Here is a 14,783-nt window from a genome sequence, read left to right on the forward strand (position 1 = left end):
GCATGCGGCGCACTTGCGAAAATCCCGAGTCCCGAGTCTCCGATCAATCATCCACCCGCTCGCCCATCAGCTCGCGCTGGCGCTTGTCCAGTTCCTCGGCGTAGCGCTTGCGCACGAAACCCTCGGTCAGCACGCCGAGCACCTTGCCCTGTTCGTCGACCACCGCCAGTTCGTCGCTCTGGGTCAGGTCGAACTGGCGCATCGCGGTGACCACGTCGGTGTCGGCGCGCAGCGCCACGTCGCGGTTGCCGGCGTAGTCGGCGATCGCCGCGTCGGCGTTCACGCCGTCGGCGTAGGCCGCGGCCAGCGTCACCAGCCCCGCGTAGTGGCCGTCCTCGTCTTCCAGCACCACGCGCGTGCCCGAGCCGAGCGGGAAGCGGCGGCGGAACTCGGCCACCGAGGTGCCGGCGGCGAGCGGGTGCACGTCCTTGCGCATCATCCGCCCGGCGCTCAGGTGCTTGACCCAGCCCACGTCGCGCGCGCTCTTGATGGTCTCCCCGCGCAGGTGCAGGCGCCAGGTCGAGAACGAATAGCCGAACACCTGGCGCACGATGGTGTTGGCCACCAGCACCGCCACCATCACCGCGCTGGCCAGCACGAAATCGTGGGTGCCCTCGAGCACCAGCATCGCCATCGTCATCGGCGCGCCGACCACCGCCGCGGCCAGCGCCGCCATGCCGGCCAGCGAGGCGGCGGTACCGTCCACCAGCGCCATGCCGCTGCCCAGGTTCAACAGCCCGGCGAACAGCCCGCCGACCAATGAGCCCATGAACAGCGAGGCGAAGAACAGCCCGCCGCGGAAGCCGAAGCCCAGCGAGATGCCCGAGGCCAGGCACTTGAGCAGCAACAGCATGCCCAGCCATTGCAGCGAGGTCGGGCTGGTCAGGTCCAGGTGCAGCGCGCCATGCCCGGAGGAGAGCACCTGCGGGGTGATCAGCGCCAGCGGGATCAGCATCAGTCCGCCGGCCACCGGCCGCGCCCAGCGCGGCAGCGGGCTGCGGTTGACGATCTGTTCGATCGCCGCGACCAGACGCATCACCGCCACCGCCAGCAGCGCGCAGATCGCGCCCAGCAGCGCGTACAGCGCGTAGTCGCGCGCTTCCAGCGCCGACGCCGCCGAGGCCGGCAGCAGGTACGGCTGCACGCCGGCGGCCTGGGCCACGAACACCGCGCCCAGCGACGCCACCGCGACCGGCGCCAGCGCCGACGGCGAGTACGCGCCGATCACGATCTCGAACGCGTAGAACGCGCCGGCCAGCGGCGCACCGAACGCGGCGGCGATGGCCGCGCCGGCGCCGGCGCCGACCAGGGTGCGGATGTCGGCGCGGCGCAGGCGCAGGATCCGCCCCAGGTGCGAGCCGCTGCCCGCGCCCATTTGCGTGTACGCCGCTTCCAGCCCGACCGAGGCGCCGCAGCCGTTGGACAGCAGGGTCTGCGCGGACACGATCAGGTTGTCGCGCATCGACATGCGCCCGCCGTACAGCGCGTTGGCCTCCACCGCATCGATCAATTGGCGCTTGCGCGCGCGTGCGGCCATGCCGAGCAGGCCGACCAGCAGCCCGCCCAGCGGCAACACCAGCAACTGGCCCAGGCTCAGTTCGGGCAGCGCGCTGAGCCGGGCATCGACGTCCAGGCCGTACAGCCAGGCCTGGGCGCGGTGGGCGAGGCCGCTCTGCAGCAGGGTCAGCAGGCCGGCGACCAGCCCGACCAGCAGCGCCAGCGCGATGAACCAGACGTCGCTGGCGCGAAAGCGCCGGCGCAGCGCGTCGGCGAGGCTGTGCGAGGCATCGGCCAGGCCCAGCCGCGGGTGCCGGCGCACGTTCACGGCACGCGGCTTACTTGACGCGCCGCACCTTGGCCTGGGTGTTGTAGGTGTCCACCTGCATGTACCACACGCCGGCGATGCCGGGCTTGATCCGCACCTTGGGCGCGTTGCGGCGCACGCTGCTCAGGCTGGCCGATTCGGTCTGCTCCCATTCCTGGCCGTTGGCCAGCACGTAGCGGCGGCCCTTGGAGAAACCGGTGAACTCGCCGACCAAGGTGCTCTCGATCGGTTCCTGGCTGCCGAAGTCGAAGAAGCCGCGGTTCTTCACGATCACTTCCTGGCGGCCTTCCTCCTTGGCCTTCTCCAGCGCCACCGCGGTTTCCTGGGCGACCTTGCCCTGCAGCCAGGCGTTGAGCGCGGCCAGTTCCTGCGGCGACAGCTTGTCCAGGCCGGCGGCCTTGAACTCCTGCGCCGACATCTGCGTCTGCAGGTCGCCGGCGACGGCGCGCTGGGCGGCGGCGGGAGCGGCGGACACGGCGAGCGCCGCGCACAGGACCAGGGGGGAAAGGCGCGCAAGGAGCATGGCGGGATCCGGGCAGTGGAATGCCGGGTAGTGTAGTCGCAAGCCGCGCCGCGGGCGCCGGTTCCAGGCCGGGCGCGTCGCGATGCGTCGCCTGCGTTTGCGCGTCATGGCGAGGCGCGGCGGCGCGCTCGTCGCCAAGACGGACGCGGGGGGCGGATACCCCGGCGCTCAGCCGCTCCCGGGCTCGGTGGCGGCGTTCGCGCGCGCCGGTCGCCGGTACACGAACGCCGGCGCGTCGCCGGCGGCCTCGCGCTGCGCCAGCGCCTGCAGCTCGGCATGCTCCGGCGCGCGCTCGCAGACCGGGTCCAGCGTGGCCGCGTCGCCGCTCAGCGCCAGCGCCTGGCAGCGGCAGCCGCCCCAGTCGATCTCGCGCTTCGGGCAACCCTGGCAGACCTCGGGCATCCAGGCCGTGCCGCGGAAGCGGACGAACGCCTCGCCGTCTTGCCAGATCGCCGCCAGCGGCCGTTCGCGCAGGTTCTCGAACACCATGTCCGGCAGGGTCTCGGCGGCGTGGCAGGGCAGCACGTCGCCGCGCGGGGAGATGTTGACGAAACGCTGGCCCCAGCCGCCCATGCAGGCCTTGGGCCGGTGCGCGTAGTAGTCGGGGGTGACGAAGTCGATCGTCAGCCGCTCGCCCAGGCGTTCGCGCGCCGCGGTCACCGCGACCACGGTGGCGTCGATCTGCGCGCGGCTGGGCATCAGCGCGGCGCGGTTGCGCAGGCCCCAGCCGTAGTACTGGGTGTGCGCCACTTCCAGGCGCTCGGCGCCCAGTTCCAGCGCCAGCTCGATCATCGCCGGCACCCGCTCGGCGTTGTGGCGGTGGATCACCGCGTTGATCGTCAGCGGCAGTGCCAGCGCGCGCACCGCGGCGGCGAAGGCGCGCTTCCTGGCCAGGCTGTCGCGGTAGCCGGCGATGCGGTCGGCGCCGGCCGCGTCGGCGTCTTGCACGCTCAGCTGCACGTGCTCCAGTCCGGCGTCGGCGAGCTGCGCCAGCATCGGCGCGCCGCCGGCCACGCCGGAGGTGATCAGGTTGCTGTACAGGCCCAGCGCGCGCGCATGCGCGACCAGGTCGGGCAGGTCCTTGCGCAGCATCGGCTCGCCGCCGGAGAAATGCGCCTGCAGCACGCCCATCGCCGCGGCCTGGTCCAAGGCCGAGCGCCAGCCGGCGGTGTCCATCTCCTCGCGCAGCGCGGCCAGCGCGATCGGGTTGGAGCAGTACGGGCAGGCCAGCGGGCAGCGGTGGGTCAGCTCGAGCAGCAGCGACAGCGGCGGCGGCACGGTCGCGTTCATGCGCGCAGCAGACGTTTGTCGTGCAGTTGCGCGGCCAGTTCGAGCACGTCGCGTTCGACCTCGGCCGGGTCGGCGTCGAACTGAGCGGCCAGCTCCGCGGCGATCGCCGCCAGCGACCGCTGGCCGTCGCAGCGCGACACGATCGCGTGCGCGATCTCGTCCAGCTCGATCACCCGTTCCGGCGCCAGCAGCACCCATTGCGCGCGGGCGCGGTCGTGCTGCAGGCGCACGCCCGGCGCCAGCCGCGGGCAGCTGTCCGGCGCGAACGCGCTCATGCCACCGCCTGCGCCGGCACAGGGGCGAACGCCTCGGGCCAGGCGACGCCGGGTTGCACGTAGGCGAAATGCAGCGCGTCCAGCTGCGACCACAGCACCCCGCACTTGAAGCGCAGTGCGTCCTTGACCAGCTGCTGCTTTTCCACGGTGTCGGCGTGCTGCTTGACGTAGTCCAGGGCGAAGTCCGAATCGCGCGGCGCCTCGTGCAGGCGGTGCTCGAAATACGCCAGCGCCTCGCGCGAGACGAAGTCGTAGTGCTGCAGCATGCCGGCGACGCGGCGGCCGATGATGCCCGGCGCGAACAGTTCGGTCAGCGAGGAGGCGATCGCCTCCAGCAGGCTCTTCTCGCGCACGAAGTGCAGGTAGGCCTGCACCGCGAAGCGGGTGCCGGGCAGCAGCGCGCGGCCGGACTGCACCAGCGCGCGGTCCAGGCCCAGCGCATCGGTCAGGTGCAGCCAGCGCGCGATGCCGCCTTCGCCCTCGGCGCTGCCGTCGTGGTCGACGATGCGCTGGCGCCAGATCCGGCGCAGCGCCGGATCGTCCATGCGTGCCAGGATCGCCGCGTCCTTCAGCGGGATGCAGCGCTGGTATTCGTAGCGGTTCAGCGCCCACGCCTGCACCTGGCCGCGGTCGAGCCGGCCGCCGTGCAGCAGCGCGTGGAATGGATGCTGGTCGTGGTACAGGCGCGCGCCGATCGCGCGCAGCTCCGCTTCCAGCTGCTCGGGGCTCAGCAAGGCGCTCATGGGCGAAGGTTCACGGGCAGGGTGCTCACAGGACGATGTCCATGCCGTCGTGGGCGACGTCCCAGCCGTGCGCGGCCACCGCCGCGCGTTCGGCCGAGCCGGCGTCCAGGATCGGGTTGGTGGTGTTGATGTGGATGAAGACCTTGCGCGCCACGTCCAGCCCGGCGAACGCGCGCAGGGTGCCGGCCTCGCCGTCGATGCTGAGGTGGCCCATGCGCTGGCCGGTCTTGGCGCTGATCCCGAGCTGCACCAGTTCGTCGTCGCGCCACAGGGTGCCGTCGAAGAACACCAGTTCGGCGCCGCGCAGGCGCGCGCGCAGCGCGTCGGTCATCGCCGCGCAGCCGGGGATGTAGTGGAGGCGGTGGCGGCCGTCGTCGATGGTCAGGCCCAGGGTTTCCTCGTCGGAGCCGGCCAGGTCGCCGCCGTGGCGGCCTTCCATGAACAGCGGCACCTTGCCCGGCACCGCGAACGGGGTCACCTGCAGGCCGAGCAGCGACAGCGGCGTGTCCAGGGCGAAGGCGTGGCGCTGCACGTAGGCCGGATTCAATGCATCGAACACCGGGTTCTGCGCCAGCAGCTCCAGCACGCGCCCGCTGGCGTACAGGTCGAAGCGCTGGCTTTCGCGCATCGACAGCAGGCCGGCGATATGGTCGATCTCGCCGCTGGTCAGCAGCACGGCTTCGATCGGGGAGTGGCGCAGGTCGCGTTGCGGCCACAGCGCCGGGGTCGCCAGCAACTGCTGGCGGAAATCGGGCGAGGCGTTGATCAGCAGCCAGCGCTGGTCGTCGGCGCTGACCGCGATGCTGGCCTGGGTCCGACGTTGGGCACCCGGATGTTGCTGCCAGGCCCGCAGGCTCGCGGGCGTATGGCAGTTCCATTGCGGGTGCCCCCCGCCGGCCGCCGATCCCAATACGATGAGGTGCATCCGGTCTCCGTCTGCGGCGCCTGGCCGGTCACATCGTCTCGGGAAAGGAGCTAACGCGCGATCAAAGCTCGCCGGAGGCGTAGCAGTTGATTTCCGCGCCGACGCAGATCTCGCGGATCACTGGCTTGTTCCACTTCTTCATGGGCATTCCTCTTCGAGTGGGACGACGGGGCGACGACGGCGGCATCCGCCTGCGGCGGGGCGACGGCGTCGGCTTCGAGAATAGGCCTGCCCCTGCCCGCGGATGTGAAATTCCGGTAAAGCAGGGCCCAAGTCGCAAGCGCGTCACAGTGAGCTTGCGGTACGCGTGCGCGATGCCCGCGGCGGCGCCCGCGGCGCCGCGCGCAATTGTGGGAAAGCGCGCAGGCGCGCTAGTGTAGGCGGCACGTTTTCGCCACGACCGCCCGTCCTTGAACTCCTCTTCCCATTCCGGCCTGGAGGCGCTGCTGCAGCGTCCGGCGGCGGCTGCCCTGGCGCCGGCGCTGCGCGAGGCGCTGCTGCAGGCCTGGCACGCGCAGCCGGAGCAGGCCGCGCGCGCGCCGTGGCCGGTGCTGGCCGACACCCTGGACGCGCTGGCGCTGCTGTCCGCCGACGAGGCGGCGCTGCTGGCCGCGCTGCTGTTCGACCTGCCCGGACTGCGCGAGCGGCTGGCGCAATTGCCGGTGGCGCCGGCGGCGCGCGCGCAGGCGGTGGTCGGCCTGCTCGACGGGCAGGACGCGGCCGACCAGGTGTGGGCGCTGCATGCCGGGCGCGAGGCCGGGCGCAACAGCGAGGGCCTGCGCCGGCTGCTGCTGTCGATCGTGCAGGACCTGCGCGTGGTGCCGATCCTGCTGGCGCGGCAGCTGGCCAAGATGCGCGTGGCCGACAGGCTGCCCGAGGCGCAGCGCCGCGCGCTGGCGCAGCTGACCCGCGACATCCACGCGCCGCTGGCCAACCGCCTGGGCATCTGGCAGCTGAAGTGGGAACTGGAGGACCTGGCGTTCCGCCACCTGGAGCCGGACACCTACCGGCGCATCGCGCGCGAGGTGGACGAGAGCCGGGTGGCGCGCGAGCGCTATATCGAGGCGGTCAAGAAGATCCTGTCCAAGGCGCTGGGCGAGCAGGGCCTGCGCGCGGAGATCAGCGGCCGGCCCAAGCACATCTACAGCATCTGGCGGAAGATGCAGAAGAAGCGGCTGGCCTTCGACCAGCTGTACGACCTGCGCGCGGTGCGGGTGATGGTCGACGACGTCGCCGCCTGCTACGCCGCGCTGGGCGTGGTGCACGCGCTGTGGGCGCCGGTGCCCAGCGAGTTCGACGACTACATCGCCCGGCCCAAGGCCAACGACTACCGCTCGCTGCACACCGCCGTGGTCGGCCCGGAAGGGCGCACGATCGAGGTGCAGATCCGCACCCACGAGATGCATGCGCAGGCCGAGCTGGGCGTGGCCGCGCACTGGAAGTACAAGGAAGGCGGCAAGGGCGCGGAGAAGGCGTTCGACCGCAAGATCACCTGGATGCGGCAGCTGCTGGAGCAGTCGCAGGACGGCGAGCAGGGCGGGCTGGCCGGCGCGCTCGATGCCGAACTGGTCGAGGACCGGGTCTACGCGCTGACCCCGATGGGCGAGGTGATCGACCTGCCGCAGGGCGCCACGCCGCTGGATTTCGCCTACCACGTGCACACCATGGTCGGGCACCGCTGCCGCGGCGCCAAGGTCAACAACCGCATCGTGCCGCTGACCCACAAGCTGCGCAGCGGCGACCGCGTGGAGATCCTCACCGGCAAGGAGGCCGAGCCGCGCCGCGACTGGCTGCTGCCGGCCAACGGCTACCTGGCCAGCGGCCGCTCGCGCGACAAGGTACGCGCCTGGTTCCACAAGCTCGACCGCGCGCGCAACGTGCAGGCCGGCAAGGACCTGCTCGAGCGCGAACTCAAGCGCCTGGGCCTGCAGCACGCCGACCTGCTGCCGGCGGCCAAGAAGTTCCATGCCGACGGCATCGAGGAGCTGTACATCCAGGTCGCGCTGGGCGACGTCGGCCCCAGCCAGGTCGGCCGCGCCTTGCACGAGGCCGAGCGCGCCGCGGCGCAGCCGGCGGCGCCGGCCGTGCCGCGGCCGACCGCACGGCGCGGCGGGCTGGCCAAGTCCAAGTTCACCGTGCAGGGCGTGGGCAACCTGCTGGTGCAGCTGGCGCGCTGCTGCCAGCCGGTGGCCGGCGAACCGATCGCCGGCTACCTGACCCGCACCCGCGGCGTCACCGTGCACCGGGTCGACTGCGCCGCCTTCGCCCGGCTCGCCGCCGGCAGCCCGCAGCGGGTGCTGCCGGTGGAGTGGGGCCAGGCCGGCGGCGGCTACGAGGTCGACGTGCTGGTGCGGGCGGTGGACCGGCGCTGGCTGCTCAAGGACATCACCAACCTGATCGCGCAGGAGGACGCCCACGTGCTGGAGATCAACAGCGACAACGTGCGCGACAGCGGCCGCGCGCAGCTGCGGCTGCGGCTGAAGGTGGGCGACTACGGCCAGCTGTCGACCCTGCTCGGCAAGCTCGACGCGCTGCCCGGGGTGGACGAGGCGCGGCGCCTGGGCTGAGGACGGCGCGCGCGCCGGCCAGGTGCGCGGCGGACTTGGTGCCGGGTCCGCGATGCCATTGCTGGCGCGATGCGGCGCGGCGCAACAGGCATCGTCATGCACGCACGCTAAGCTTGCGCGGTGAGCAAGCCGCCAGATCAGATCAGGGACGAACGCCGGCGCAGGCCGCGGCCGGTGCCGCTATGGCGCGATCGCCGCGTCTGGCGCTGGGCGCTGGCCGCCTTGCTGCTGGTCGCGATGACCCTGGTGGTGTTCCGCCGCCCGCTGGCCGACCTGCTGTGGCCGGAGACGCGCATCCAGCAGTTGCTCGACCAGGGCCATGCCGCCCTGCGCGCCGGCCGCCTCAGCGCGGCCGACGGCAGCGGCGCGCGCGAGCGCTTCGAGGCGGCGCTGGCGTTGGATGGCGACCGCCTGCAGGCGCGCGCCGGGCTGGCCGCGACCGGCCGCGCCGCGCTCGGCCAGGCGCGGGCGGCGCTGGCGGCCGGGCGCTACGCGCAGGTGCGCTCGGCGCTGGCGCTGGCGCGCGCGCTGCAGGTGCCGCGCGCCGAGGCCGACCGCATCGAGGCCGCGCTGCGCCAGCGCGAGGCCGCGCATGCCGGGCTCGACCAGCTGCTGCAACGCGCCGCGCAGGCGCGCCGCGAGGGGCGCCTGGACGGCGCGCCGGATGCGGCGCTGCCGCTGTACCGGCAGGTGCTGGAGTTCGCCCCGGAGCGCACCGAGGCGCTGGAAGGGCGCGAGGACGCGCTGTCGGAACTGCTGCAGCGCGCGCAGGCGGCGCTGGCGCGCGGCGACGTGGCGGCGGCTGCGGCGCTGGTGGCCCGCGCGCGCGACTACGATCCCGGGCACGTCGACCTGCCGGCGGCGCAGGCGGCGCTGAACCGCGCGCTGGACGCCTTGCAGCGCGAGGCCGAATCGGCCCTGCGCCGGCAGCGGCTGGAGGCGGCGGCGCGCGCCTTCGCCAAGCTGCGCGCCGCCGCGCCGGATGCGCCCGGCGCGGGCGACGGCGAGCAACGCGTGGCCGCGGCGTATGCGGCGCAGGCCACGCGCGCCGCCGCCGATTTCCGTTTCGCCGAGGCCGAGCGCGCCTTGCAGCGGGGGGAGGCGTTGGCGCCCGACAACCGCGCGCTGGGCGACGCCCGGCAGGCGTTGGCGCGCGCAAGGCAGAGCCAGGCCACGCTGCAGTCGCGGCTGTCGCCGGCCGAGCGCGCACGCCGGCTGCAGGCGCTGCTGGCGGCGCTGCAGGCGGCCGAAGCGCGCGGCGACTGGCTGACCCCGCCCGGCGCCAGCGCCTACGACACGCTGCTCGCGGCGCAGGTGCTGGCGCCGCGCGATGCGCGCGTGCGCAGCGCCGAGCAGCGCGTGCTGGCGGCATTGCGGCAGTGCTTCGACGAGGAACTGCGCGGCAACCGGGTGCTGGCGGCGAGCGCGTGCTACGACGCCTGGCGCGCGCTGGCGCCGGGCGGCAACGGCGTGGCGGCGGCGCGGCGGCGCCTGGCGCAGCGCTGGCTCGCGGTCGGCGACGAGCGCCTGAGCGCCGGCGACGCCGAATTCGCGCGCGAGGCGCTGCGCCGCGCCCGCGCGATCGACCCGGGCACGCCGGAACTGGCGGCGTTCGCGCGGCGCTTGCGCAGCTTGTCGCCTGGGCGATGAGCGTCTGCGCGCATCCAGGTGGTATCCCGGCCTTGTAGGGAGGGTTGCAGCCTCGCGGCTGCCAGGCCTGCCATTTGCCGCCGATTCTGCCGCGGCGATGGCTTGAGCCTGGATGGAACCGTTTCTATGGGAGCTGGCCGGCGCACGGCTCATGCTTCTTCGGACGCGATCCGAAACTGTCGGGTCCACCGCTTCGTTCGTCGCGACTGAAGCCGCTCCTGCAGGGACCTGGCGGGCGCTTGCCGGGTGCACTGTAGGAGCGGCTTCAGCCGCGACGCTTTACCGGTAGCGCATCGGGTCGATGGCCCGACCCCGGTCGGAGCCGCTTCCGTCCGCACATGCCGGGTGTCAACGGGCCGCCGCAGCCCTAGTCGAGAAACACCTGCCGCACCGTGGCGCGCGCCGCGTCCAGCGAGAAGTGGGTGGCGATGTTGCGCAGGCCGTTGCCGGCCAGCGTGTTCCACAGCGCTTCGTCGGTGTACAGCTGCGCCAGCGCGGCGACGAACTGCGGTGCGCTGTCGGCGATCAGCACGTCCTCGCCGTGGCGCAGGTGCATGCCTTCCACCGCGCAGGGGGTGGCGACCACCGGCTGGCCGTGCGCCATGCTCAGGTTGACCTTGCCCTTGACCCCGGCGCCGAAGCGCAGCGGCGCCACCGCGATGCGGATGCCGTCCATGTACGCGGCGATGTCCGGCACGTGCCCGAGCAGCTCCACGCCGGGCGTGGCCGCGCCGAGGCGGCGGATGTCCTCGGGCATGTCGGCGCCGATGCAGTGGAAGCGCAGGTCCGGCAACAGCGCGCGCAGCGGTGGGAAGATGTCCTGCAGGAACCAGCGCACCGCGTCCACGTTGGGCGCGTGGCGGAAGCCGCCGACGAACACCAGGTCGCGGCGCTGCGCCCACGGCAGGCCCGGCCCGGCGACCTCGTGCAGGTTGGAGATCAGCGCGGTGCGCACCTGCGGCGCCTCGCGCTGCAGTTGTTCGCGCTCGACCTCGCTGACCAGCACGGTGACGTCGACCTGGCCCATCACCTCCAGCTCGCGCGCGCGGGTGCGCTCGGCCTCGCGCAGCAGGCGCGCGTCGCCGGCCAGCTCGGCGCCGCGGCGTTCGCGCAGGTAGTGCAGGTCGACGGTGTCGAACAGCCGCCGCGCCTGCGGCGCGAAGCGGCGCAACAGCGGCAGGCAGGCGTGGGCAACATGGTGGCGCACCAGCAGCACGGCGTGGAAGCGCGCGCCATGCTGCTGCAGGAAGCCGCTCACGCTCTTCAGGTACGGCGCGTACCACACCTCCACGCCGAGCCGCTGCAGCGCCTCGCTGTGGCGGCTGGCGTACTCGCGGCCGCTGGGCACCAGCACCACGTGCGCGCCTTCCTGCAGCAGCAGGCGGATCAGGTTGAGCTGGCGCAGCGAGGCCGAATCGCGGTCCGGCTGCGGCAGCGCCTCGTCGATGATCAGCACCTGGCGCTGGTGGCGGTGCAGCAGCGCCGGGGTCGGGGTGGTGCCCGGCGCCAGCTGCCGCGCCAGCACGCCGGCCCATTTGTCGGCGAACACGCCGCGGTTGCGCACTTGTTTGACTTTGATGTCCACGCCCTCGTCGTGCACCACCTGGCTCGCCGGCTGCAGCACGGTGCGCAGGCCGGCGTCGCGCACGGCGAAGGCCAGGTCGGTGTCCTCGTAGTAGGCCGGCATGTAGCGCGTGTCGAAGCCGCCTAGCGCCAGGAAGCGCTCGCGCTCGATCGCCAGCGCCGCGCCGGCGGCGTAGTCGATGTCGCGCAGGTAGGCGTAGCGCGGGTCGTCCGGCGATTCGAAGCGGCCATAGCTCCAGGCGCTGCCGTCGGCGAAGACCACGCCGCCGGCGTCCTGCAGGCGCCCGTCCGGGTACAGCAGCTGCGCGCCCACCAGGCCGGCCTGCGGCAGCTGCGCGAAGGTGTCCACCAGCGCGTCCAGCCAGCCCGGTTGCGGCACCGTGTCGTTGTTGAGGAACACCAGGTAGCGGCCGCGCGCGCGCGCCGCGCCGTCGTTGCAGGTGGCGATGAAGCCGCCGTTCTGCGCCCGCACGTGGTAGTGCAGGCCCTGGACCTGCGGCAGCCACTGCACGGTCTCGTCGCTGCTGCCGTCGTCGATCACCAGGATCTCGCAGGCCGCCGCCGGCGGGTGCGCGGCCAGCGCGCGCAGGCAGGCCAGGGTGTGCGCGACGTGGTTGTAGACCGGGATCACGATGCTCGCCAGCGGCGCGTCGCTGGCCGGCACCGCGAACGCGGCGAACGGCCGTGGCGCGACCGTGAACAGCGCGCGCCGCGGCGGCGGCAACGGCTGCGCATGCACGCGCAGCCGTTCCCAGGTGCTGCGCCAGCCGCGCGTGCGCAGGCTCGCCAGGCCGCGCCGGAGCAGGCCGCTCAGGCGGTTCAGGGCGTAGCGCGCGTTCGCCCAGGACATCGACATCCGTTGCAACTCCAACTTAAACAAAAGGGGGCCCGCGCCGCGCTGCCTGCTGGCCTGCGCTAGACTCGCCGGAATTTACATTCTCGCATCCCCGTGCCACGACGCTACGACGACAACGACACCGACGATCAGGACACCGACGATCTCGACAGCGGCGCCTCGCCCTGGCGCCGGCGCCTGCTCACCTGGGGCCTGGCCGCGGCCGCGCTGGGCCTGGGCTTCCTGATCCCGTACACGGTCTATCTGAACAAGCAGGTGACGCAGCGCTTCGGCGAACTGCGCTGGCAGATCCCGACCCGGGTCTACGCACGGCCGCTGGCGCTGGCGCCGGACACGGCGATGGACGCGCAGACGCTGAAGACCGAACTGGACGCGGCCAGCTATCGCGAGGACCCAGGCGCACAGCGCCCCGGCAGCTACCAGCAGGACGGCGGCCGCTTCGTCATCGCCAGCCGCGGCTACGTCGACGTGGACGGCCGGGTCGCGCCCAAGCGGGTGGAAGTGAGCCTGTCCGGCGGCCGCGTGGCGGCGTTGCGCGATGCGCAGACGCGCAAGTCGCTGACCGCCGTACGTCTGGATCCGGCGCGCATCGCCACCTTGTACGGGCAGAAGCAGGAAGAGCGGCGGCTGGTGCGGGTGGACGAAGTGCCCGAGCTGCTGGTCACCGGGCTGCAGGCGGTGGAAGACCGCGACTTCAACTACCACCACGGCATCGACCTCAGCGGCATGGTGCGCGCGGCGTGGGTGATGGTGCGCTCCGGCGGCAAGAGCCGGCAGGGCGCCAGCACCCTGACCCAGCAGCTGGCGCGCAGCGGCCTGCTCGGCATCGGCAAGGAGCAGACGCTCACCCGCAAGTTCAACGAGATCCTGTACGCGCTGATCATGGAGGCGCGCTACGACAAGCGCACCATCCTGGAGGCCTATCTGAACCAGGTGTACCTAGGGCAGCGCGGCAGCCAGGCGATCCACGGCGTCGCTTCGGGCGCGGAATTCTGGTTCGGGCGCGAACTGGACGCGCTGCCGCCGGAACAGGTGGCGCTGCTGATCGGCCTGGTCAAGGGGCCGTCCTACTACGATCCGCGGCGCTATCCCGAGCGCGCGCTGGACCGGCGCAACTTCGTGCTCGGCAAGCTGCGCCAGAGCGAGCTGATCGACGAGCCCACCTACCGCCAGGCGCTGGCCGCGCCGTTGGGCGTGCCGGCCAACCCGGGGCTGGTCGCGGCCAACCGCTTCCCGGCCTACGTGGACCTGGTGCGCCGCCAGCTGGCGCGCGACTACCCGGAAAGCGCGCTGCAGGGCGCCGGGCTGAGCGTGCTGACCGGCATGTCGCCGTCGGCACAGGCCTATGCCGAGGGCGCGGTGACCCGCACCCTCAAGTCGCTGGAGACCAACAGAAAGCGGCCGCCGCTGCAGGCCGGCCTGGTGTTGACCGACACCCACAACGGCGACGTGCTGGCGGTGGTCGGCAGCCGCGACGTGTCGCAGCCCGGCTTCAACCGCGCGATCGAGGCGCAGCGCCAGGTCGGCTCGCTGCTCAAGCCGTTCGTGTACCTGCTGGCGCTGGCGCAGCCGGACCGCTATTCGCTGGCCAGCTGGGTCGACGATTCGCCGGTGACGGTGCAGCTCAGCCGCGGCAAGCGCTGGACCCCGGGCAATTCCGACAACCGCAGCCACGGCACGGTGCGCCTGGTCGATGCGCTGGCGCATTCGTACAACCAGGCCACGGTGCGGATCGGCATGCAGGTCGGGCCGGAGCGGGTGGCGCAGCTGGTCAAGGTGCTGGCCGGGCTCGAGGCCGAGGTCAATCCTTCGCTGATCCTGGGCGCGACCGACCAGAGCCCGTATGCGATGACCCAGCTGTACCAGTTCCTCGCCTCCGGCGGGCAGATCCAGCCGCTGCACGCGGTGCGCGGCGTGCTCGATCCGCAGGGCAAGCTGCTCAAGCGCTACGACAAGGCGCCGGCGCCGGCGCAGGAAGGCGACTCGGTCGCCGCCAACCTGGTCGGGCTGGCGCTGCAGCAGGTGGTCAGCAACGGCACCGCGCGGCAGCTGCTCGGCGACGGTCTGGGCAGGCTGTCGCCGGCCGGCAAGACCGGCACCAGCAACGATGGCGTGGACAGTTGGTATGCCGGCTACACCGGCGACCACCTGGCGGTGATCTGGATCGGCAACGACCAGAACAAGCAGACCGGCCTGTACGGCGCCACCGGCGCGATGCGGGTGTGGTCGGGCATCTTCGCGCGGCTGCCGAGTTCGCCGCTGAAGGTGCAGGGCAAGGGCATCGACTGGCAGTGGATGGACCCGGCCGGCAGCAACAGCACCGACCCCAGCTGCCCAGGCGCGCGCCAGTTCCCGTTCGTGGTCGGCTTCGCCCCGGCCTACGCCCCGTGCGCGCCGCCGCAGGCGCTGCCCGAGGAGGAGGCGGCGCCCGCCGACGGCGAGCAGCACCAGGGCGGCGGCTGGCGCAGCTGGTTCGGCCTGGACAAGAAGAAGGAAACGCCGCCTGCCGACGCGGCCTCCACACCGCCAGCGCAATGATCCCCCG

10 protein-coding genes are annotated in these 14,783 nt (G+C 72.8%); 3 read left to right on the forward strand and 7 right to left on the reverse strand.

Translation table 11 applies throughout. The features are described 5' to 3' along the window. Nucleotides 1–43 precede the first annotated feature (43 nt). The 6 genes from OCJ37_RS05625 to pqqB all read right to left on the reverse strand — a co-directional run bounded on the left by OCJ37_RS05625 (nucleotide 44) and on the right by pqqB (nucleotide 5,581). A complete protein-coding gene (locus OCJ37_RS05625; protein ID WP_263112699.1) occupies nucleotides 44–1,825 on the reverse strand; it encodes a chloride channel protein in 1,782 nt (593 codons plus the stop codon). A 10-nt stretch (nucleotides 1,826–1,835) separates the two neighbouring features. Further along, nucleotides 1,836–2,348, reverse strand: a complete 513-nt coding sequence (locus OCJ37_RS05630; RefSeq protein ID WP_263112700.1) for a hypothetical protein — start codon at nucleotides 2,346–2,348, stop codon at nucleotides 1,836–1,838. A gap of 168 nt (nucleotides 2,349–2,516) precedes the next feature. After that, a complete protein-coding gene (gene pqqE / locus OCJ37_RS05635) occupies nucleotides 2,517–3,638 on the reverse strand; it encodes a pyrroloquinoline quinone biosynthesis protein PqqE (RefSeq protein WP_263112701.1) in 1,122 nt (373 codons plus the stop codon). Further along, nucleotides 3,635–3,913: a pyrroloquinoline quinone biosynthesis peptide chaperone PqqD gene (pqqD, locus tag OCJ37_RS05640; protein ID WP_263112702.1), complete on the reverse strand. Its 279-nt coding sequence runs from the start codon at nucleotides 3,911–3,913 to the stop codon at nucleotides 3,635–3,637. Before pqqD ends, pqqE begins: the two co-directional genes overlap by 4 nt. Continuing rightward, nucleotides 3,910–4,656, reverse strand: a complete 747-nt coding sequence (pqqC, locus tag OCJ37_RS05645; RefSeq protein ID WP_263112703.1) for a pyrroloquinoline-quinone synthase PqqC — start codon at nucleotides 4,654–4,656, stop codon at nucleotides 3,910–3,912. The genes pqqD and pqqC overlap by 4 nt, the downstream gene beginning before the upstream one ends. 25 nt (nucleotides 4,657–4,681) lie before the next feature. Beyond that, entirely contained in the window at nucleotides 4,682–5,581 is a 900-nt protein-coding gene (gene pqqB / locus OCJ37_RS05650; RefSeq protein WP_263112704.1) for a pyrroloquinoline quinone biosynthesis protein PqqB, read from the reverse strand. 410 nt (nucleotides 5,582–5,991) lie between these two features. On the opposite strand from pqqB, the gene OCJ37_RS05655 reads away from it, so the two are divergent. Both OCJ37_RS05655 and OCJ37_RS05660 read left to right on the forward strand, forming a co-directional pair. Beyond that, entirely contained in the window at nucleotides 5,992–8,148 is a 2,157-nt protein-coding gene (locus OCJ37_RS05655) for a RelA/SpoT family protein (protein WP_263112705.1), read from the forward strand. Between the two features lie 174 nt (nucleotides 8,149–8,322). Further along, nucleotides 8,323–9,798, forward strand: coding sequence for a hypothetical protein (locus OCJ37_RS05660; RefSeq protein WP_263112706.1), 1,476 nt, complete (start codon nucleotides 8,323–8,325; stop codon nucleotides 9,796–9,798). A 367-nt stretch (nucleotides 9,799–10,165) separates the two neighbouring features. Here the strand turns inward: OCJ37_RS05660 and OCJ37_RS05665 are convergent, their stop codons facing one another. Beyond that, entirely contained in the window at nucleotides 10,166–12,238 is a 2,073-nt protein-coding gene (locus OCJ37_RS05665) for a glycosyltransferase (protein ID WP_263112707.1), read from the reverse strand. 93 nt (nucleotides 12,239–12,331) lie between these two features. On the opposite strand from OCJ37_RS05665, the gene mrcB reads away from it, so the two are divergent. Further along, nucleotides 12,332–14,776 carry a penicillin-binding protein 1B gene (mrcB, locus tag OCJ37_RS05670; protein WP_263112708.1) on the forward strand — a complete coding sequence of 815 codons (2,445 nt, stop codon included), beginning with the start codon at nucleotides 12,332–12,334 and terminating at the stop codon, nucleotides 14,774–14,776. The last annotated feature ends 7 nt before the right edge of the window (nucleotides 14,777–14,783 follow it).

It is taken from the genome of Xanthomonas sp. AM6, from assembly GCF_025665335.1.
Taxonomy (GTDB): domain Bacteria; phylum Pseudomonadota; class Gammaproteobacteria; order Xanthomonadales; family Xanthomonadaceae; genus Xanthomonas_A.